Origin of the sequence: Ruegeria spongiae (assembly GCF_023502395.1) — a bacterium.
Classification (GTDB): domain Bacteria; phylum Pseudomonadota; class Alphaproteobacteria; order Rhodobacterales; family Rhodobacteraceae; genus Ruegeria_C; species Ruegeria_C spongiae.
The window spans coordinates 95106-116145 of record NZ_JAMFMB010000006.1 but is presented as its reverse complement, the minus strand read 5'-3'; the positions used below and the strand labels follow the sequence as shown (position 1 = coordinate 116145).

Sequence of the window (21040 nt, the reverse complement as noted above, 5' to 3'; positions counted from 1 at the left end):
GGTGGTGACGGCCCCGGTGCTCTCTGATCGCCCGACGCTGGGCATCGTGATGATGCTGACGGCTTACCTGCTGTTCTCGGTCGTGGATACTTCGGTCAAATGGATGCTGGCGCTGGGCTTGCCGGCGTTGCAGCTGGCCTTTCTGCGTTATGCCGGGCATTTTGTGGTCTCACTGGGCGAGGCGGGCTTGCGCGGGCTTGGACCCATGGAACCGATCCGCCGCCATTTCGGCCTGCTGACTCTGAGGGCGGCGTCGCTGGCGCTGGCGACGGTCGGCAATTTCTTCGTGCTGACCTATCTGTCGCTGACGCTGGTCTCCGCGATCATGTTCTCGGCCCCGATCATCGTCTGCCTGCTATCCGTCCCGCTGCTGGGCGAGCATGTCGGTCCCTGGCGCTGGGGCGCGATCCTGCTGGGGTTTGTGGGCGTGCTGGTGGCCATCAACCCGTTTGGTGCGGATTTCCACTGGGCGGCACCGCTTGCGATCCTGAATGCGACCGGCCTTGCGATCTATGCCCTCCTGACCCGGCATCTGGCGGGTGAGGTCAGCAGCCGCACCATGCAATTCTTTACCGGCGCGGTGGGAACCATCCTGCTCGCGCCGTTTGCCTTTGCGATCTGGCAGCCCTCAAGTGATCCTGTGATCCTGACGCTTTGGGCGGCGCTGGGGGCCTGTGGCTGGGCCGGGCACGAGCTTCTGACCCGCGCGCATCGTTTTGCCACCGCAAGCGTGCTGATGCCGTTTTCCTACAGTTTTCTGATCTATCTGACCATCGCCAGCTACATCGTGTTCGATCAATTGTCGGATGCTGCGACCCTGCTGGGGGCGGCGCTGATCGTGCTCTCGGGCGTGATCATCTGGCAGCGCGAGCGGATGCGGGGGCGTGCGGCCATAACGTGATCCAAATAGGGCAGGGGTGTCTTCCGGACCGCCCGGCGCTTTGCAATGCGCCTGAAACCCCGGCTTGAACCGGCGCTGAGGCGCCAGACGCAACACCGGTGACACCGGAAGAAACTGGGAAGTTGATATGAGGGTTGGCGTAATCGGACTGGGTGACATGGGCAGCGGGCTGGCCAGGAACCTGATGGCGAACGGATTTCAGACCTGCGGTCTGGACCTGGATGACGCGCGGATGCGGGCTTTTGCCGAGATGGGGGGCGAACCTGTCACCAGTGCGGCACAGGTCGGGGCAAACGCGGATGCGGTCTATGTCATGGTGATGAACGGCGATCAGGCGAAATCGGTCATTCTGGGCGCGGACGGGTTGATCAGCCATATGGCACAAGGTGGCGCGGTGATCCTGACCGCCACGATCAAACCCGCCGAGGCCCGCGAGATCGGCGCGGCGATGGACGGCTCGGGCATTCACCTGATCGACAGCCCGGTCTCGGGCGGGTTTCCCGGCGCGCAGGGCGGGACACTGACCATGATGGCAGCGGGCGCGGCTGCGGTGCTGGACCGTTTTGCGCCGGTGATGGAGGCGGTCTCGGGCACCATCCACCGTGTGGGCACCCGGCCCGGCGAGGGGCAGGTGGTCAAGGCCTGCCTGCAATCGCTGATCGGCGCGATGTTCGGCGCAACCTTCGAGGCCGCTGCATTGGCGGCCAAGGCGGGGGTGAGCGGTGAGGTGCTCTATAACGTGTTCTCCACCTCCAGCGCGGGCTGCGGCATCACCAACACCGCGCTCGGCAATATCATCGACCGCAAATTCGAGGGCACCGGCTCGGGGATCGGGACCATGCACAAGGACCTGACCATCTCGCTCAGCATGGCTGAAGAGCTTGGTGTGCCGCTGTTCATGGCCGCGAGCGCGATGCAGATCTTCCATCAGGGCAAGACGAAATACCCCCATGGCGACAACTGGATCTGTACCCGCGTGATGGAAGAGATCGTCGGTGCGGAACTGCACCGCTAAGGAGGGCAGGACATGAAACTTGGCGTAATCTGCGACGGCATCAGCCGCGATCTGGTCCATGCGGTGGATGTGATGGACGAATTTGACCTGACCTATGCCGAACTGCAATTCGTGGGCGATACCGAGGTGGGCAACCATTCGCCCGATGAGATCCGCGAGATCGACGCCCTGCTGCGCGCGCGGGGCAAACCGGTCAGCTGCCTCAGCCGTCATGTCTTTGCCGGTATGACCGCAGCCAACAGGCCGGGCGATGAATTGCACAGCCGGCATATGGACGCGCTCATGCGGGTGATCGACATGGCCCATGTGGTGGGATCACCGCTGGTTCGGATCATGACGCCGAAGAAGGAGCAGATCCTCTGGGGGTATAACGGGGCCGAAAAGTGGAATGTGGCCCATGGCGCGTGGGACGCGATGTTGCCGCTGATTGCCCCCGCTGTCGATGTGGCCCGAGACGCGGGTGTGACACTGGTGGTCGAGACCGGCAACGGCACGATGGTAAATTCCAACTATACCGCCCGCAGGCTGATCGACGATCTGGATGCCAAGGATGCGCTGAAGGTGCTGTGGGACCCGGCCAATAACTGCTGGTGCCATGAACGCGCCTTTCCAGAAGGTTATAGCGAGGTCAGGAACGGTTATCTGGGTCATATCCATATCAAGGATGTGCAGGTCGATACGCCGCGCGCGACATTGCATGTGCGTGAGATGGGGCAAGGGCAGTTGGCGGATCAGTTCCAGCCCATGGGCGATGCGCTGCGCGCAGATGGCTATGGCGGCGTGATCAGTTTCGAATCCGTCTACCACCCCGGCAATGGCGATTTCGAGACCGGGTTCCGTCAGTGCATCGCGCAGTTCAAGGCGCATTTCGGGTAGCGGTCGACAGATCCTCAGGACGGGCAATGAAATTCCAGACAAGGATGCAGGATCATGAGCGATCAAACCATTACAGCCGCCTATTATCGCGGCGAGTAAAGCTTCTCGGTCGAGCAGATCAAGCCCCCCGACCCCGGCACGGATGAGGTCACGCTGCGCGTTGCCTATTGCGGTATTTGTGGCACCGACCTGCATGTCCATCACGGAAATATGGACGCACGCGTTGGGTTCGATCGCGTGATCGGCCATGAGATGTCCGGTGTGGTCGCGGCGGTTGGCGCGGGCGTTGCGGATGTCAGGCCGGGGCAGAAAGTTGTGGTGCGCCCGCTGGACCCGTGCGGTGCCTGTCCCGCCTGTAATGCCGGGCATGCACATATCTGTCACAAGCTGAAATTCCTTGGCCTCGATACCGATGGCGCGATGCAGGAACTGTGGACGGTGCCCGCCCATACGCTGCATGTGCTGCCCGACGATCTGCGCATGGATCATGCCGCTCTGATCGAACCGGTGGCGGTGGCCTGCCACGACGTGCGCCTGTCCGGGTTGCAGCCCGGCGAGGATGTGGTGGTGATCGGCGGCGGGCCGATTGGGGTGCTGGTGGCGATGGTTGCCCGCGATGCGGGAGGCAATGTGCTGAAGTCCGAGGTCAACCCGAACCGTCTGGCCATTGCCGAGACGCTGGGCTTCGACACCGTCAACCCTGTCGAGGCCGATCTGCAGGGTGCTGTCGAGGCGCGCACCGGCGGCAAGGGCGCGGATGTGGTGTTCGAAGTGTCCGGAACCCAGCCCGGCGTCGATGCGATGACCGCAGTGGCGGCGACGCGGGCGCGGATCGTGATGGTCGCCATTCACGCGCAGAAACCAAGCATTGACCTGTTCCAGTTCTTCTGGCGCGAGCTGAAGTTGATCGGTGCAAGGGTCTATGAACCCGAAGACTACGAGACGGCCATCGCGCTCATTGCCGAAGGCGGCATCGACGCCGACACGATGATCACCGATATCAGCCCGCTCTCGGACATACAGTCTGCGTTTCAGGCGCTGGACCGCAGCCCGACCGCGATGAAAAGCCTGATCAAGGTCGAAGGGGATCTATGAGCGTCCTGGCAAGCTTTGACCTGACCGGCAAGACGGCGCTGGTCACCAGGTGCAAACGCGGCATCGGGCGCGGCATGACCGAGGCGCTGGCAGAAGCCGGGGCGGATATCGTCGGGGTTTCGGCCACGTTGGAACCCTCGGGCAGCGAGGTGGAACAGGCCGTCGCCGCCATGGGGCGCGGCTTCCGGGGATATCAATGCGATTTCTCGGATCGGGGCGCGGTGCTGGGATTTGCCGGGCAACTGGCTGCGGACGGGGTCGCGCCGGACATTCTGGTCAACAATGCCGGCACGATCCGGCGCAAACCCGCAACCGAACATCCCGACGACTGGTGGGATGAGGTGATTGAGGTGAATCTCTCGGCCCAGTTCATCCTATCGCGCGAAATCGGGCGGGGGATGGTCGAACGGGGGCATGGCAAGATCATCTTCACTGCGTCACTGCTGACGTTTCAGGGCGGGATTACGGTGCCGGGCTATTCCGCCTCGAAGGGCGGGATCGGGCAGTTGACCAAGGCTTTGGCCAATGAATGGGCGCCGCATGGGCTGAACGTCAACGCCATTGCGCCGGGCTATCTCGCCACCGATAACACCCAGGCGCTGCAGGACGATCCGGACCGGCCCAGGGCGATCCTCGACCGCATTCCGCAGAAGCGCTGGGGCAGGTCGCAGGATTTGCCGGGCCGGTGACGGGGCTGCGGCCCCGGCGCCGAAGGTGGGGCTATTTGGTGTCCCGAATGACGAAATGTTTGGTGGTGGTCTCGATCACCTCCCAGAAGCCGACAAACCCGTCGGGAATGAAAAACGACGCGCCCTCGCGGAATTCGCGACGGGTGCCGTCCTGATGGATCAGGGCGCAATGGCCCGAGACGATGTAGCAGTATTCATCCTTATCGGTGAAGGCGTGCCACTTGCCCGGCGTCGAGGTCCAGGTGCCTGCGGTCAACTTGCCGTCGGGGCTGGTGAACTGGATTTCCGTGTCGTGATGCGGATCGCCCGAGACGACGCGGTCGGGCAGGTCGGCCAAACGCCGCTGGCCGGTGGATTGCGGCGCGTCATTGGCAATGTCGATGACATGGGTTTGCATGGCTTGAGTTCCTTCTGTTATCTGGCGGCTTTGTCGGTCCGAGTGTGATCCTGGGGCCTTCAGTGGCCGATCAGCACCACGCCCGCGAGGACAAGAATCGCGATGAAGATGGTTTCGGCGACAATCAGCACGATCGCCTGACCGCCCACGTCAAGAATGCGCTTGAGCGAGGTTTTCATGCCGACCGCGGCAATCGAGATCAGCAGGGCCCAGCGGCTGAGGCTGCTCATAAGGTCAACAACCGCCGCCGGGATCAGCCCGAGGGAGTTCATCGTTGCAAAGATCAGGAACCCGACCACAAAGAAGGGCAGGATCGGCGGGCGTTTGCCGTCGGCCTCGCCATCCTCGGCATAGCGGCGCACCAGGATCGAGATCACCAGGACCACCGGGGCCAGCATCGCGACGCGGATCAGTTTGACCAGGGTTGCGACTTCGCCGGTCTGATCGGAAACCGAGAACCCCGCGCCAACGACCTGGGCCACGTCGTGGATAGTGCCGCCCAGGAAAACCCCGGAATATTCGTGGTTGAATGCGAAAGTCTGGGTCAGGATCGGGTAAACGATCATGGCGACGGTCGACAGCACGGTCACCGACAGGACGGTGAAGATCAGGTTGCGCTCGGAATGCTCGTTCTTGGGCAGCACCGCCGAGATCGCCATCGCCGCCGACGCGCCGCAGATCGCAACCGACCCGCCAGTCAGCAGCCCGAAGCGCCAGCCGCGCCCCAAAAGCCGTGCGCCAAGCAGACCAAAAAGGATGGTGGCAATGACGCCCGCCACTACCACGGTGATCAGGCCTGCCCCAAGCCCAACCATCAGCTCGACGCTGATCCGGGCGCCCAGCAACGCGACACCAAAGCGCAAAACGGTGCGCGAGGTGAACTCGATCCCCGGTTTGCAGGGGCCGTCCTCGGCCAGAAAGTGAAAGGCAATGCCCAGCAACAATGCCATCAGCATGGCCGGGGCGCCATAATGTTCGGACAGAAACTGTGCCGCGGCCGCAACAACGGCGGACACAAGAAACCCTTGTCCGTTCAACCGTAAAAAACCAGAAAGGCCCTGTACTTTGGTACGGGCGAAATCTGCAGTCTGCATCTTGCCAATCCTGAAAGACGGCACCCTCGACTGCCCGGAGGGAACAGGAGGGTGCCCAGAGACCGGACACAGGGCCCGGCGGGGAGTTTCGTTATCTTCGTTCAGCCCCCGCCGCAGCCGGTTGGCCGCGACGGGGTGTGGTCTCAGGCCACGCGCTTGGAGCGCATGTCGCTCGGGTCGATCCCGGCAACGGCGACAGGTTTTTTCATCGCATCGCGGCGGAACGGCTCGCCCAGTTCCTGGTTCAGCAGCACTTCGATGAAGGTGGTCTTGTTGTCCTTCATCTGGCGCGTGATGGCCTTGTTCAGCTCATCGGTCAGCTGTTCCATGCTGGTCACCTGAACGCCTTCGACACCGCAGGCGCGGGCGATACCGGCATAGCTGACATTCAGGTCCAACTCGGTGCCGACGAAATTGTCCTCGAACCACAGGGTCGTGTTGCGCTTTTCCGCACCCCACTGGTAGTTGCGGAAGATCACCTGAGTGATCGCAGGCCAGTCGTCGCGACCGCAGGCGGTCATCTCGTTCATCGAGATACCGAATGCGCCATCCCCGGCAAAGCCCACAACGGGCACATCCGGTTGACCGATCTTGGCGCCCAGAATGGACGGGAAGGCATAACCGCAGGGGCCGAACAGGCCCGGTGCCAGGTATTTGCGGCCCTCCTCGAAAGACGGATAGGCGTTGCCGATGGCGCAGTTGTTGCCGATATCCGAGCTGATGATCGCGTTCTTGGGCAGCGCGGCATCGATGGCGCGCCACATCTGCCGGGGGCTCATGTGATCGGGCTGCCGGTTGCGGGCACGCTCGTTCCAGGTGGTGCCGGGATCATCATCCTCGTGATCCATGCTGGACAGCTGCTGCGCCCAGGTGGATTTGGCGGTGGCGATGGCGGCCTTGCGGGCTTCGCGGCCTGCGTCACCGGCGCTATCGCCCAGACGGTCCAGAATGCCCTCGGCCACTTTCCTGGCGTCCCCGATGATGCCGACCGAGACCTTCTTGGTCAGGCCGATACGGGCCGGGTTGATGTCGACCTGAATGATCTTGGCATTGGAGGGCCAATAGTCGATCCCGTAACCCGGCAGTGTGCTGAACGGGTTCAGACGGGTACCCAGGCACAGGACCACATCGGCCTTGCTGATCAGTTCCATCCCCGCTTTCGAGCCGTTATAGCCCAGCGGCCCGGCATGCAGCGGATGATTGCCGGGGAAGGCGTCATTGTGCTGATAGCCACAGCAGACCGGGGCGGTCAGACGTTCGGCAAGCGCTGCCGAGGCCGGGATCGCGTCGGCCAGAACCACGCCGGCACCGTTCAGAATGACCGGAAACTCGGCATTGCTGAGCAGCTCGGCGGCCTCAGAAATGGCGGCGTCACCACCCGAGGGGCGCTCGAATTCAAGAATGGTCGGCATCTCGATATCGACAACCTGGGTCCAGAAATCGCGCGGGATGTTGATCTGGGCCGGGGCAGAGGCACGGTGGGCCTCCATGATCACGCGGTTCAGGGTTTCGGCGATGCGCGAGGGGTCGCGGACCTCTTCCTGATAGGCGACGCAATCGGCGAACATGCGCATCTGCTCCATCTCCTGGAAGCCGCCTTGACCGATGGTCTTGTTGGCCGCTTGCGGCGTGACCAGCAGAACCGGTGTGTGGTTCCAGTAGGCGGTTTTGACGGCGGTCACGAAGTTGGTGATGCCGGGGCCGTTCTGGGCGATCATCATCGACATTTCTCCGGTGGCGCGGGTAAAGCCGTCGGCCATCATGCCGCCGGTGCATTCATGCGCACAATCCCAGAAGGTGATCCCGGCTTGCGGGAACAGGTCCGAGATCGGCATCATTGCCGAGCCGATGATACCAAACGCATGTTCGATTCCGTGCATCTGCAGGGTTTTGACGAAGGCTTCTTCGGTTGTCATTTTCATGGTGTGAATCCTTGTGAGTGGAGCGTTAGCTCACTGAGAGTGTTAGATAATTTCGTCTTTCAGGTAGTACCAGACATATGCAAATCTCTGGCCTGCGCGGCGGAAGGGGGTCAGCAGACCATGGCTGGGCAGCGCCGAGGTGAAGATCGGCAGCGAGAACGCCTTGTCCGATTTGTCGCCCGCCACCAGCTGGGCCAGGCGGCGGCCAGCTTGTGCGGAATACATCACGCCATTGCCGCCATAGCCCATGGCGTAAAAAATCTGCTCGTCCGGGTTGGGCTGAAAGATCCGGGGCATCATGTCGTGGCTGACATCGACCCACCCCCACCAGGAATAATCCAGGTTGATATCCTCCAGCGCCGGGAATTTGCGGGCCAGACCCTTTTTCAGCATCGCTAGGTGCTTGTCGTTTTCCGCATCGCGCCCGGTCAGGGCACTACGGCTGCCGATCTGCATCCGGTTGTCGGGCAACAGCCGGTAATAGTGGCGCAAAGTACGCGTATCGGTCAGCGGTGACTTGGTCTGGATGCCGCATTCAGCCAGTTCGGCCTCGGTCAGCGGCCGCGTGACCAGCGAGTTCGACAGGATCGGCATCAGCCGGTGCCTGGTCTTTTCGTTCAGGCCCGGCGGCGTGTACCCCGCCGTGGCCAGCGCCACTTTCTTGGCCCGCACGGTACCACCCGGTGTGCGTAGGTGATGCACGCCGTTCTTGGTGGTCCAGCCTGTCACCGGGCTGGCGGTGTGAATCCTGGCCCCCAGACGGCGTGCCATGTTGACATAGCCAAAGGCCAGCTTGCCCGCATGGATGCAGGTGCCGTCCGGTTCCCACATGGCCCCGGCGGCCTCTTGGTCGCGGACATGGCTTTCATGCAGTTCCTCCCGCGACATGATGCGCGAGCCGTACCCGAAGGTCTCGTTCAGCAGTGCGCTTTCCTTCTCCAGCCCCGCCATCACCTTGTCCCGGTGGGCAATATAGTAATGCCCTCCGGGTTGCGGATCGCAGTCGATATCGTCTTGCGCGATCAGGTCGTTGAACAGCTCGAAGGCTTCGGTGACCTCGGCATGCATCCCCTTGGCCACATCCACGCCCCAGCGCTGAATCCACTGCGAGCGTTTCAACCGTCCGGATGAAATCTGGGCTTGCCCGCCATTGCGGGTGGAACAGCCCCAGGCGACGGTATTGGCCTCAAGCACAACGGCCTGAATGCCATGTTCCTTGGCCAGATGGATGGCGGTGGACAAGCCGGTATAGCCCGAGCCGATGACGACCACATCGGCGTCGAAATCGCCGGACACGGGGCCGTCATCCTGAGGCGGGGTGCCTGCAGTGCCGATCCAGTAGGTCGGTGCATGGTCGCGGTTGTGGCCCGGACCGGCATCGACAATAGGATCGTATTTGGGGTCATAGCTGGCTTTGGGCCAGTGGCGGGGGATCGCATTATCAACCATGACGAATTCTCGCGGGAAAGGAGGGGTGAGACTCAGGCCTTGAACATCGGCCGGGACTTGCGCAGCGCCTGTTTGACGACGATCTTGCCGTCGCGCAGCGTGAACAGATCGGCGCCTTCGGCCTCAATGCGCATGCCATTGGCGTCAGTGCCCGAGAATATCCATTCGGAAACGGCGCGGTCGCCATGAACGAAATGGCTGTGGTGATCCCAATGGGCGTCCTTCATGCCAGCCCAGACACCAGAGAATGCGGCGGCGATGGCAGCGGCGCCTTCGACCTTGTTGCCATATTTCTCGTCACCGCCGACGGTGTAGAACACGCAGTCATCGGCAAAATGGGTCATCACGCCGTCAATATCGTGACGATTGAACGCATCAAAGGTATCCGCCAAATCCTTGGCGGTGAGGGTATCGGTCATTTTTTGTACTTTCGTAGAGGGTTAGGTAGTAGGTCAGTCGTCCCTATAGGGGACGACCAATGTCGGGATATCGGCGCGGCGCAGGACGCGCTTGGCGACGGTGCCCAGGAAGGTTTGCGAGAACCCGTGTTCATGGGCTCCCAGCACGATCAGGTCACATTTCAACTCGCGGGCGCGGCGCAGGATCACCTCGGCGGGATGCCCGTCGATGATCTCGATCGATTCGATCTGGTCCTGAATGCCCCGGTCTTCTTCGGGTAGAGTCGCCCAGAACTCCTTTTGCCGTTCGGTCAGGACAGCCTTCATGTGGTCATGCCGGGCCTTCAGCGCCTCAGCGCGCGAGCCCGCATCCTGCATGAACATCCGCATCGTGATCAGCGCATCGTCGCTGAGCGGTTCGGCAACATGCAGAACATGCAGCTTGGCCCCGGTTGCCTCGGCCAGACTGGCCGCGTGCGTCAACGCATAGCTTGAGTGGCGCGTCAGAGCGGTCGCGAAGAGGATCTGCGTTATCTTTTGTTTCATGATGTCAGTTCCTTTTTCCGTTTGATCGCGCCTAGTAGCCGAACACGCGCGGCAGCCAGAGCGAGATATCGGGGAAGAAAGCGATGATGAAGATCGCGACGGTATTGATGAAGGCAAAGGGCAGGGCACGCAGCGATATCTCTTCGATCGAGATCTTCGATATGCCCGACGCGATGAACAGGTTTTCACCCAGCGGCGGTGTCTGGAAGCCAATGCCCAGGGTGCAGACCATCACCACGCCGAAGTGGATCGGGTCGATACCGACGCTATATGCCACCGGCAGCATCACCGGGACCAGGATCAGGATCGTTGCCAGGGTCTCCATGAACATGCCGACAAACAGCAGGAACAGGATGACCAGCGTCCAGATCACATAGATGTTGTCGGTAAAGGACAGCATACCCTGCGCGATCACGGCCGGTACCTGGTTTTCGACCAGCAGCCGCCCGAACACCGTTGCGGTGAACATGATCAGCAGCACCCGGCCGGTCAGCCATGTGGTGGTTTCCAGCGCGCCGAACAGGCTTTTCCAGGACAGTTCACGATAGATGAACGCACCCACGATCAGCGTATAGAAGATCGCAACGATGGCCGCTTCGGTCGGGGTGAAATAACCCGAGTAGATGCCGCCAAGGATCACCACCGGGGCCATCAGCGCCCAAAAGCCGCGATATAACTCGCACCACATCTGGCGTGCGGACCAGCCTTCGCTGCTGCCCGTGTAGTTGTTCTTTTTCGCCAGCACATAGTTCATCAGCAGCAGGCTGCCTGCGATCAGGAAGGCGGGCATGAAACCAGCGATGAAGAGTTTCGGGATCGAAACGGTCTGGAACTGGCCGAACTCCTCCACCGCTTCGGGTGGGGGCGGCATGCCAAGCGCGGCGATGCCGAAGATGATCAGCGGGATCGAGGGCGGGATCACGATGCCAAGGCCCCCTGACGAGGCGGTAATGGCCGACGCGAAGCCTTTGGAATAGCCGCGGTCGATCATGGCCGGGATCATCAACATGCCGACGGCGGCGGTGGTCGCCGGGCCAGAGCCCGAGATCGCGCCAAAGAACAGGCACGCCATGACGGTTGCAGCCGACATGCCGCCGGTGAACGGACCGGCGAAACTTTCGGCGACATTGATAAGCCGTCGCGACAGCCCTGATGCCTCCATCAGCGCACCGGCCAGAATGAAGGCGGGCAGCGCCATCAGCGGGAAGGACCCGACCGAGGTAAAGGCGATCTGGACGAATTTGATGGGGTTTTCCCCAAGATACAGGAAGGTGATCAGGGTCGAGACGCCAAGCGCCACGGTGATCGGAGCACCGATGAACAGCAGAAAAAGAAATCCGCCAAACAGCAGTGGGATAATTTCGGCGCCCATTACTTGTCTCCCTCAGAGCTGGAAGTGTCATGGCTTTCGATTTCAGCTTTGACAGCGTCGAGATCGATCGAATCCGGGTCGACCATCTCTTCGTCCAATATCAATTTGCGGTAGTTCACCTGGATCACCCGGATGGTCATCAGCGTGAAGGCGATGGGCAGGACGATATAGACCCAGCTCAGGTGGAACCCGAGGGTCTGCGACGACTGGAACTTGTTCATCTTGTTGAAGATGAAGTCGATCGCCAGATAGACGAATACGACGTTGAAGAAGATCCAGAAGAGGTCCGCGAAGGCCTCGATATACTTGATCGCGCGGGCCGACAGGAACTTGAACTGAAACGTGACCCGGTTGTGGGCGCCCATCTTGGCGGCGTAGCTGGCGCCAAAGAAGACGAACCAGACGAACATGTAGATCGACAGTTCCTCGACCCACGAAAACGAGAATGCAAACAGCGTCCTCACGATGACTTGCAGCATCAGCAGGCAAACGAACATCGCCAGCAATGTGCGGCAGATATAGCTTTCGATGTTGTCTACAAATCCCCAAAATTTCGACATCTGACCCTCCCTTTATGTAGGGGGCACCATCAGGCGCCCCCATTTTTGTTGACCGTTTGGTCTTTGATTATTGCGAAACCGGATCGCGGCCAATTTCGGCCAGCACAGCGTTGAGCTTTTCAACACCGCCGATGCTTTCGTAGAACTTCGGCCACACAGCGGTGGTTGCCAGTTCGATGAATTCAGCTTCGCCATTCTCGGGGTCGACGATTTCCATGCCTTTTTCGATCAGGATCTCTTTGATCTCGGCTTCCTTTTCACGCAGGAAGTCGGCAGAGGCCTGCGTTGCGGCTTTGCCGGCCGTAAGGATGATTTCCTGATCCTCGGCGGACAGTTCTTGGAACACCTGCTCGGAAATGATGAGCGGCTCGATCGAGAAGATGTAACGAATGTTGGTCACATATTTCTGAACTTCATAGAACTTCATCGCGTTGATGGTGGTGTAGGGGTTGTCCTGTCCATCCACAACTTTGGTCTGCAGACCGGCAAAGGTTTCCGACCACGCCATCGGCGTCGGGCTGATACCCCAGGACTTGTAGGTGTCGATCATGATCTCGTTCTTGGGAACGCGGATCACGAGGCCTTCCAGATCGGCCACCGATTTTACCGGCTTTTTCGAGTTGGTGAGAACGCGGAACCCTGTGTAAGTCCAGGCGATGATGCGCACACCGGCATCGTTGATCGTGTTCTCGGTCAGTTCCTGACCGATTGGGCCTTGGGTCAGTTTTTCGGCATCTTCAAGGCTGAGGATCACGTAAGGCAGGGTGAACACGCCGACGGTCGGCGAGAACGGGGTGATATTGTTGATCGCCAGCAGCGACATATCGAGCGTGCCGATGGCCGCGTCGTTGACGGTATCCTGTTCGGAGCCGAGCTGGCCATTGAGGAACAACGTCGCGGTATGCTTGCCACCGGACAGCTCTTCGAGCGCGGATTTGAAACCCAGCCCGGTTGCCTCCTGACTGGAACCGCCGCTGTCGCCCACTGCGATCTTGAAGTTTTTGGCCTGTGCTGCCCCCGCGACCAGCATGGCTGTAATGGAAATGGCCGCAGTTGTGGTGCAGACCCGCTTTAGAAATGACATGAATGTCCTCCGGCATGTTTGTCCTGATAAACGGGGTGCGCGCCGGAATGCGCTCCTCTGCACATGTTCCAGTCCGAATCTGCCCCGGTGCAGACTCGTGTAGCTTGCGATTCGCGTTTCCAAAATGGTAACTATTGAGCGTAAAGTTTCATAAATGGCGAACATAACATGGCGCGGCAGTCACTTGTTACCAAGGTCGGCGAGGCCGACATCAATTTATTGAGGATTTTCAGGTCGGTAGTCGAAAGCGGTGGCCTGTCCGCCGCCGAGACCGAGCTGAACATCGGAAGATCCACGATTTCCAAGTACTTATCCAATCTCGAAATTCGGTTGGGGCTAAAGCTGTGCAACCGGGGGCCGGGTGGTTTTTCGCTGACGGAAGATGGGTCAAAAGTACTTGCAGCGGCGGACCGGCTGCTGCTGTCGGTGTCCGATTTCCAGGCCGAAGTGAATGAAATAAAACAGGATCTGGTTGGCAGAATTCATGTCGCCCTGTTCGATCAATGCGCGTCGAACCCCGATTCCCATCTTGCCCGGTCGATCCGCACCTTCAACCTGCTGGCGCCGGATGTGCAGATCGAACTGTCGCTCGAACCGCCCAATGTCATCGAAGCCAGGTTGATCAGCGGCGATGTCGATGTCGGAATCCTTGCCGAGCACCGGGTGTCGAAAAGTCTGAACTATGTCCCGATCTACACCGAAAACATGTACCTGTTCTGCGGTCAGGGGCATCCGTTCTTTGATCGCGACCAAGCCAGCCTGACGCTCGATGATATCCGCGCAACGCGCTACGCGGGCATCAGCGTCAACTCTCCGAACCTGCATGTCGGCCAGACGCTCAAACTGCGCCGCGCGGCGAAAGTCCAGAGTGAACATGCGCTGTCGATCCTGATCCTGTCAGGCCGCTATCTTGGGTTCCTGCCCGATCATCTGACAAAGAGCTTTGTGGAACAGGGGCAGATGAAGATGCTCCTTCCGGAGCAGTTGAACTATCGCGCAACGTTTTCCGCCGTCAACCGGCGCAGCCCCGAGCCGAACCGGATCACACATGCGTTCTTGCAAACGCTGGTGAACGAACATTCCAGATAGGCAGGCCCGCTCCGGCACGGCACCCGCGCCCGGTGGCGCTTGCCTGCTGGCGGGGTTCGCCACTAGAGTTGCACGGATCATCGACAGGAAAGTCCGGCGCAATCCGTTCAAAGCCCGACATATCACAAGAGACCATTGCCAAATGGCAGCGGATCGTTGACCTGATCGCACATGTTGCCGACGTGCCTGCCAGCCTCGTGATGCGCACGCAGGAGCCGCACCATTCGGTCTTTGTCACCAGCCGGACCGAGGGCAACCCCTATGCCACTGGCTGCCGCTTCACGCTCAATGAAAAGCTCTATTGCTACGGCGTTCTGCAGCGCGGCGGCGAATTGACGGTCGAGGATGCGACCTGCGATCCGGACTGGGTCGACAATGACGATATGGAACATGGCATGCGGTTCTATATCGGCTACCCGCTGAAATGGCCCGACGGGACGGTCTTTGGGACGATCTGCGTCCTCGACACCCGCCGCAACCGGCGGGCATTGCTTTTCCGCGAGGGGCTGCAGGAGTTCGCCCGCGTGATCGAGGCCGATCTCGAACTGCTGATCGAGATTGACCGGCGCATCACGCTTGAGTCGGAACTGCAGGCAACGCTGGATCAATTGGAACATCGCGTCGCCAGCCGCACCGCGGATTTGGAGGAGGCCAATGCCGCCCTGCGCGTTCTGCTCAGCAGCGTGGAAACCTCGCGCGAAGAATATGACGCCAAGATATTGCGCCAGATCAAGGGGTTGGTCATTCCACATCTGTCGAAGCTGCACGGCCGGCTCACCCGGGATCCCGCTGGCCGTGCCTATCTGGAACTGGCTGAGGATAACCTGAAGTCGATCACCTCTGATATGAGTGGGCAATTGACCACCGTGTTCGAGGCCCTGACCCCAACCGAGCAGGAGATCGCGCAGCTTATCATGCGCGGTCAGACCACCAAGGACATTGCCCGCACGCTGTCGCGCGAGCCCAGCACGATCGAATTTCACCGCAACAACATCCGCGCAAAACTTGGCTTGAAACGCAGTGGTCAGAACCTGCGCAGCCTGCTGTTGTCCATTCAGTGAACCATGGGGTTTTGCCCCATGTTTCCCCCATGGTTTTTCGATACCTCTGCTAGAGGCTCCGGTTGCTACCCTGACATTATCCGAGGACATCCCCGGATCGCGAGACAACAGGGAAACCAAAAATGGAAAAAGACGACCTGAACCTGAAACCGACGCTGCTGCGCGGGGGCAGGGACGATATGGCACCGGGCCTGTCGCGCCGGTCCTTCTTCATGGCCGCCGGGGCCGCTGGCGTGGGCGGGGCTGCGAACCTGCTGAGCAGCACCTCCGCTCAGGCGCAATCCACCGACTGGACACAGCCGGGCAACAACAATGGCGTGATCGAATTGCAGAAGACCACCGGCAATACGGTCGAAGGCGCAGTTGCCATCGACTATTTCGGCCATTGCGCGATCAAGATCACGTCACCGGGCGGGGCCACAATTCTGTTCGATCCCTGGCGGGACGATCCCTCGGGCGCGTGGGGGCTTTGGTTCAAGAATGAATTTCCAGAGACCCCGGTGGATATCTGCATGTCCACGCATACCCATTTCGACCACGATGCGATTCACCGCCCTGTCTCGACCATGGTGCTGGACCGGATGGTTGGAAACTTCGAATTTGCCGACATCAGGATCACCGGCTTTGCCGATAAACATGTCTGCCGCGCGCCGGGTTGGTATGACTGGACCAACGCGCTGGGCGAATTCGGCGTTCAGGCCTGCCCGCCGGACAATGTCAGCCACATGGATATGGTGGTGTATCTGGTGGAAACCGGCGGTATCCGCACGCTGATCTGGGGCGACAACCGGCATGACCCGCCGCAGGAGTTCTGGGACGCCATCGGTCAGGTCGACGTGCTGACCCTGCCGGTGGACGGCTCGCAGCACATTCTGGATTATGATCAGGGCAACGCCATCGTGGAAAAGCTCAAGCCCAAAATCGTGATCCCCACGCATTATCTGAACGAGACCACAAGCTATACGCTGACCACGCTTCAGAATGCCGATGAATGGGTCAAATCCCAGCAGAGCTACAAGATGCTGGACAGCGCCAGCCTGTCGCTGGAAGCGGGGGACATTGCAGGCCGCGACCGCGAGTTCCTGTATTTCGGGCATAATGCCCTCACAAGCTGACCCCCGCTGCCACTCACGGGTGAACCGGCACGCGAATTTGCGGGCCGGTTTGCTTTTGGGGGAGGCCACGGCGTAAAACAGCAGATCAGCCGCATTCGAAAAACGGCAGCTATTGACCTTGTTCGGTGCGTGTTCTAGGACGCACGGGTTCTTGGCGGGTATGGTGAAATGGTATCATAAGAGCCTTCCAAGCTTAAGGTGCGGGTTCGATTCCCGCTACCCGCTCCAAGAATCCCCTCCCGGTAAGCTTTTCGCGAAAGACTGCGCGAAATTGCCGGGTATTCCCCTGAAAAGATGTGATTTTCTGTGGGCGCGCCCTGAAGCCACTCCGGGCAGGATCGCGGGGTTTGGACCCGTGCCCGCCCTCGTAAATGCGAAATCGCGCTGCATTTGTGCAGTTTGGCCGCAGCCCAGCGGATGCGCATTTGCTTGACCTGCGCGGGGCGCGGGGTCATGAAGCGTGGCCAAAGGGGCGCAGCCCCCCGAAAAGACCTGAATGCGAGACCACATAATGGCCAGATCGAAACCCGCTCAGCCCGCACCAAATGCCAGCGAAGAGCGCGCCACCTCACGCAAGCTGGGGGTTCTGGGGGCGCTCTGGCCGTTCATGCTGCCCTATAAGGGGCTGATGGCGGGCGCCGTCGCGGCGCTGGTGCTGACAGCGAGTATGTCGCTGACGCTGCCTCTGGCGGTGCGCCGCGTGGTCGATCATTTCCGCATCGAGGATGGCGACCTGCTGGACCGCTACTTTCTTGCCGCGCTGGGCATTGCCGCGGTTCTGGCTGTGGGCACCGGCATCCGCTACGCGCTGGTGACCCGTCTGGGCGAGCGGGTGGTGGCCGACATCCGCATGGCGGTGTTCGACCGGGTGATCGGCATGAGTCCCGAGTTCTTTGAACGCGTCATGACCGGCGAAGTGCTCAGCCGGATCACCACCGACACAACGCTGATCCAGTCTGTCCTCGGCTCCTCCGTGTCGATCGCGCTACGCAACATGTTGCTGTTTGTCGGCGGTCTGATCCTGATGCTGCTGACCTCGGCCAAACTGACCGGTATGGTCCTGCTGCTGATCCCCATCGTGATCGTGCCCATTCTGGTGCTGGGGCGCCGTTTGCGCCGGATCAGCCGCGAGAACCAGGATTGGATCGCCGCCTCCTCGGGCAGCGCAGGCGAGGCACTGAGCGCGGTGCAGACGGTGCAAGCCTATACCGGCGAGGGTGCCAGCCGCGCGCAATTCGCCGAAATGACCGAGACCTCCTACGAGGTCTCGCGCGAGCGCATCCGCACCCGCGCCATTCTGACCGTCATTGTGATCTTTCTGGTCTTCAGCGGCGTGGTCGGCGTGCTGTGGATGGGCGCGAATGCAGTCCGCTCGGGTACAATGACCGAAGGGACGCTGATCCAGTTCGTGATCTATTCGGTGATCATGGCAGGCTCGGTTGCGGCACTGTCAGAGATCTGGAGCGAATTGCAGCGCGCGGCCGGGGCCACCGAGCGGCTGGTGGAGCTTTTGCACGCAAAGGATACCGTGCTGGACCCTGATACACCGGCGCAACTGCCCGAACCGGTGAAGGGTGAGATAGCGCTCAAGGCAGTGAGTTTCCGCTATCCGTCGCGCCCCGAACATCTGGCGCTGGACGACCTGTCGCTGACAGTTGCGCCGGGGGAAACCGTGGCTCTGGTCGGGCCCTCGGGCGCGGGCAAGACCACCGTGATCCAGATGATGCAGCGGTTCTATGACCCCGACCAGGGGCGGGTGACGCTGGACGGGGCCGACCTGCACAGCCTGTCGCGTCACGATTTCCGCCGCCATATCGCGCTGGTGCCGCAGGACCCGGTGATTTTTGCCAGCTCGGTACGCGACAATATCCGCTTCGGTCGCCCCGCCGCCAGCGACGGCGAGGTCGAACAGGCCGCGCGCGCCGCCGCCGCGCATGACTTCATCGCCGCCCTGCCGGAAGGCTATGACAGCTATGTCGGCGAGCGCGGCGTGATGCTGTCGGGTGGCCAGAAACAGCGCATCGCCATCGCCCGCGCGATCTTGCGCGACGCGCCGGTCTTGCTGTTGGACGAGGCCACCTCGGCACTGGATGCCGAAAGCGAACGGGCGGTACAGCAGGCGGTGGATGTGCTCTGTGCCGGACGCACCACCGTGATCGTCGCGCACCGGCTGGCAACGGTGAAAAAGGCCGACCGGATCGTGGTGCTTGAGAACGGGCGAATCATTGCCCAGGGCAAGCACGATGAATTGGTCGCGCAAGGGGGCCTCTATGCACGGCTTGCAAGGCTGCAATTCACCGAAGGTATGGCTGCCGAGTAACCTTCGGCCCCAAAAACCTCGAATGACGTGGCGGCAAGTGGCGTAGAGTGACAAACTTGACGTTAGGGTGATTCTTGCGCTGAACGGCGGTTCTATGCAGGTTTCGCCGGAAAATCGGCGGCTTTGGATCGCCGTGCGCCAAAAATCGAGGGAGAACTGCCAATGGCCTTTGCCGGTATCAAAGACTGCGCTGCAATCGAAAATGAAATGCCCTGGGCGGACCGGGACATACCTGTCACGCTCTATCAGTTGCTGTCGGAAACCGCGGCCAAACACCCCAACAACAACGCCATCAGCTTTCAGCTGCTGTCCGGGCCGACCGACAAGGCCGAAACGCTGACCTGGTCGGGGCTCAAGGACAAGGTGACCCAGGCGGCGAACCTGTTCCGCTCGCTGGGTGTGGGTGAGAAAGACGTGGTGGCCTATGTGCTGCCCAACAGCAACGAGACCGCCATTGCCCTGATGGGCGCTGCGGTCGCCGGTATCGCCAACCCGATCAACCCGCTGCTGGAGCCCGAGCAGATCGCCTCGATCCTGCGCGAAACCAACGCCAAGGTTGTGGTGACGCTGAAACCCTTCCCCAAGACCGATGTCGCAAGCAAGGTGGCCGAGGCCGTCCGCCATGCGCCCAACGTGAACGCGGTGCTTGAAGTTGATCTGAACCGCTATCTGACGCCGCCGAAATCCTGGATCGTCCCGCTGGTGCGCCCCAAGCTGGAAGGCAAGGAGCATCTGGCCCATGCCGACTACAAGAACTTCAACAAGGAAATGTCAAAGCAGCCGACGACGCTGAGTTTCGCGGATTCCACCGAAGATCGCGTTGCCTGCTATTTCCACACCGGCGGCACCACCGGGATGCCCAAGGTGGCGCAGCACAAATATTCCGGCATGATCTATAACGGCTGGCTGGGCAAAGAGTTGCTGATGGGCGTCGGTGACAACATCATTTGCCCGCTGCCGATGTTCCATGTGCTGGCGTGTCAGGCGATCCTGACTTCGGCAGTCGCCGGGGGCGCGCATGTGGTGTTCCCGACCCCGCAGGGCTATCGCGGCGATGGTGTCTTCGACAATTTCTGGAAACTCGTCGAGCGGTGGAAGATCACCTTCATCATCACCGTGCCGACCGCGATCTCTGCCACGATGCAGCGTCCGGTGGATGCTGATATCTCCAGCATCAAATTGGCCTTCTCGGGTTCAGCCCCGCTGCCGATGGAACTGTTCCGCCGCTTCGAAGAGACCACTGGCGTCGAGATCGTCGAAGGCTACGGCCTTACCGAGGCGACCTGTCTGGTGTCCTTCAACCCCACCGACGGGGAAAAGAAGATCGGTTCGATCGGGGTGCCGCTGCCCTATACGGATGTGAAGATCTACAACGACACCGCTGATGGTCCTGTTGAAGCTGCGGTGGACGAGATCGGCGAGATCTGTGTCTCGAACCCGGGCGTTGTGGCGGGCCATACCTACACCGAAGAGGCCAAGAACCGCGATCTCTACCACAATGAAAAATACCTGCGCACCGGCGATCTGGGCCGTTTCGACGCGGATGGCTATCTGTGGATCACCGGCCGCGCCAAGGATCTGATCATTCGCGGCGGTCACAATATCGACCCCGCCGAGATCGAAGAGGCGCTGCTGGGTCACGAGGCGGTCGCCTTTGCCGGTGCCATCGGCCAGCCCGACGAATATGCGGGTGAAGTGCCTTGCGTCTATGTGGAACTGATGGATGGCGCTTCGGTGACCACCGAAGAACTGATGAAATATTGCGACGTTCATATCCACGAACGCGCGGCGCAACCCAAGCATCTGACCATCCTGCCCGAACTGCCGAAAACGGCGGTGGGCAAGGTGTTCAAACCCGACCTGCGCAAGGACGCGATCACGCGAGTCTACAACATCGCGCTGGAAAAGGGCGAGGTCGCGGCACGGGTGGTCTCGGTTGTCGACGACAAGAAACGTGGCCTTGTCGCACAGCTTGACGCCAACGGTACCTCGGACGAGGATGTGTCCAAGATTCTGGGCGATTACACGCGCCCATGGGAATGGGCCGCCTGATCCGG

19 protein-coding genes and 1 tRNA gene are annotated in these 21040 nt (G+C 60.8%); 11 read left to right on the top strand and 9 right to left on the bottom strand.

Annotated elements, in window-relative coordinates:
- Positions 1-4 precede the first annotated feature (4 nt).
- From M3P21_RS06900 to M3P21_RS06880, 5 genes are all read left to right on the top strand, one after another.
- Positions 5-901 (top strand): DMT family transporter, encoded by an 897-nt coding sequence (locus M3P21_RS06900; RefSeq protein ID WP_249707973.1) that lies wholly within the window; start codon positions 5-7, stop codon positions 899-901.
- Between the two features lie 127 nt (positions 902-1028).
- Positions 1029-1916: an NAD(P)-dependent oxidoreductase gene (locus M3P21_RS06895; RefSeq protein WP_249707972.1), complete on the top strand. Its 888-nt coding sequence runs from the start codon at positions 1029-1031 to the stop codon at positions 1914-1916.
- A gap of 12 nt (positions 1917-1928) precedes the next feature.
- A complete protein-coding gene (locus M3P21_RS06890) occupies positions 1929-2792 on the top strand; it encodes a sugar phosphate isomerase/epimerase family protein (protein ID WP_249707971.1) in 864 nt (287 codons plus the stop codon).
- A 117-nt stretch (positions 2793-2909) separates the two neighbouring features.
- Positions 2910-3887, top strand: coding sequence for a zinc-dependent alcohol dehydrogenase (locus M3P21_RS06885; RefSeq protein WP_308445926.1), 978 nt, complete (start codon positions 2910-2912; stop codon positions 3885-3887).
- Positions 3884-4576 carry an SDR family NAD(P)-dependent oxidoreductase gene (locus tag M3P21_RS06880; protein ID WP_283780870.1) on the top strand — a complete coding sequence of 231 codons (693 nt, stop codon included), beginning with the start codon at positions 3884-3886 and terminating at the stop codon, positions 4574-4576. Before M3P21_RS06885 ends, M3P21_RS06880 begins: the two co-directional genes overlap by 4 nt.
- A gap of 31 nt (positions 4577-4607) precedes the next feature.
- Here M3P21_RS06880 and M3P21_RS06875 read toward each other — a convergent pair whose 3' ends face one another.
- From M3P21_RS06875 to M3P21_RS06835, 9 genes are all read right to left on the bottom strand, one after another.
- Complete coding sequence (locus M3P21_RS06875; protein WP_249707970.1) at positions 4608-4973, bottom strand: cupin domain-containing protein; 366 nt, start codon at positions 4971-4973, stop codon at positions 4608-4610.
- Between the two features lie 59 nt (positions 4974-5032).
- Complete coding sequence (locus M3P21_RS06870) at positions 5033-6067, bottom strand: YeiH family protein (protein WP_249707969.1); 1035 nt, start codon at positions 6065-6067, stop codon at positions 5033-5035.
- 143 nt (positions 6068-6210) lie between these two features.
- Positions 6211-7989 (bottom strand): sulfoacetaldehyde acetyltransferase, encoded by a 1779-nt coding sequence (gene xsc / locus M3P21_RS06865; protein ID WP_249707967.1) that lies wholly within the window; start codon positions 7987-7989, stop codon positions 6211-6213.
- 42 nt (positions 7990-8031) lie between these two features.
- Positions 8032-9438 (bottom strand): NAD(P)/FAD-dependent oxidoreductase, encoded by a 1407-nt coding sequence (locus M3P21_RS06860; protein ID WP_249707965.1) that lies wholly within the window; start codon positions 9436-9438, stop codon positions 8032-8034.
- Positions 9439-9470: 32 nt separating this feature from the next.
- A complete protein-coding gene (locus M3P21_RS06855; RefSeq protein ID WP_249707964.1) occupies positions 9471-9857 on the bottom strand; it encodes a nuclear transport factor 2 family protein in 387 nt (128 codons plus the stop codon).
- A 33-nt stretch (positions 9858-9890) separates the two neighbouring features.
- Entirely contained in the window at positions 9891-10382 is a 492-nt protein-coding gene (locus tag M3P21_RS06850) for a universal stress protein (RefSeq protein WP_249707962.1), read from the bottom strand.
- A gap of 31 nt (positions 10383-10413) precedes the next feature.
- Entirely contained in the window at positions 10414-11754 is a 1341-nt protein-coding gene (locus M3P21_RS06845) for a TRAP transporter large permease (RefSeq protein WP_249707960.1), read from the bottom strand.
- The gene (locus M3P21_RS06840; RefSeq protein ID WP_249707958.1) at positions 11754-12314 is read right to left on the bottom strand and encodes a TRAP transporter small permease; all 561 of its coding nucleotides are present in this window, start codon (positions 12312-12314) and stop codon (positions 11754-11756) included. The genes M3P21_RS06845 and M3P21_RS06840 overlap by 1 nt, the downstream gene beginning before the upstream one ends.
- 67 nt (positions 12315-12381) lie before the next feature.
- A complete protein-coding gene (locus M3P21_RS06835; protein WP_249707956.1) occupies positions 12382-13398 on the bottom strand; it encodes a TRAP transporter substrate-binding protein in 1017 nt (338 codons plus the stop codon).
- Positions 13399-13566: 168 nt separating this feature from the next.
- Between M3P21_RS06835 and M3P21_RS06830 the strand changes: the two genes are divergently transcribed.
- The 6 genes from M3P21_RS06830 to M3P21_RS06805 all read left to right on the top strand — a co-directional run bounded on the left by M3P21_RS06830 (position 13567) and on the right by M3P21_RS06805 (position 21035).
- Positions 13567-14487, top strand: a complete 921-nt coding sequence (locus M3P21_RS06830) for a LysR family transcriptional regulator (protein WP_249707955.1) — start codon at positions 13567-13569, stop codon at positions 14485-14487.
- A 68-nt stretch (positions 14488-14555) separates the two neighbouring features.
- On the top strand, positions 14556-15548 hold the full coding sequence (locus M3P21_RS06825; protein WP_283780869.1) for a LuxR C-terminal-related transcriptional regulator: 993 nt from the start codon (positions 14556-14558) through the stop codon (positions 15546-15548).
- A gap of 122 nt (positions 15549-15670) precedes the next feature.
- Positions 15671-16663, top strand: a complete 993-nt coding sequence (locus tag M3P21_RS06820; protein ID WP_249707952.1) for an MBL fold metallo-hydrolase — start codon at positions 15671-15673, stop codon at positions 16661-16663.
- 154 nt (positions 16664-16817) lie between these two features.
- Positions 16818-16891, top strand: a tRNA-Gly gene (locus M3P21_RS06815).
- Between the two features lie 283 nt (positions 16892-17174).
- Positions 17175-18983 carry an ABC transporter transmembrane domain-containing protein gene (locus M3P21_RS06810; RefSeq protein ID WP_249707951.1) on the top strand — a complete coding sequence of 603 codons (1809 nt, stop codon included), beginning with the start codon at positions 17175-17177 and terminating at the stop codon, positions 18981-18983.
- A 162-nt stretch (positions 18984-19145) separates the two neighbouring features.
- A complete protein-coding gene (locus tag M3P21_RS06805) occupies positions 19146-21035 on the top strand; it encodes an acyl-CoA synthetase (RefSeq protein ID WP_249707949.1) in 1890 nt (629 codons plus the stop codon).
- The last annotated feature ends 5 nt before the right edge of the window (positions 21036-21040 follow it).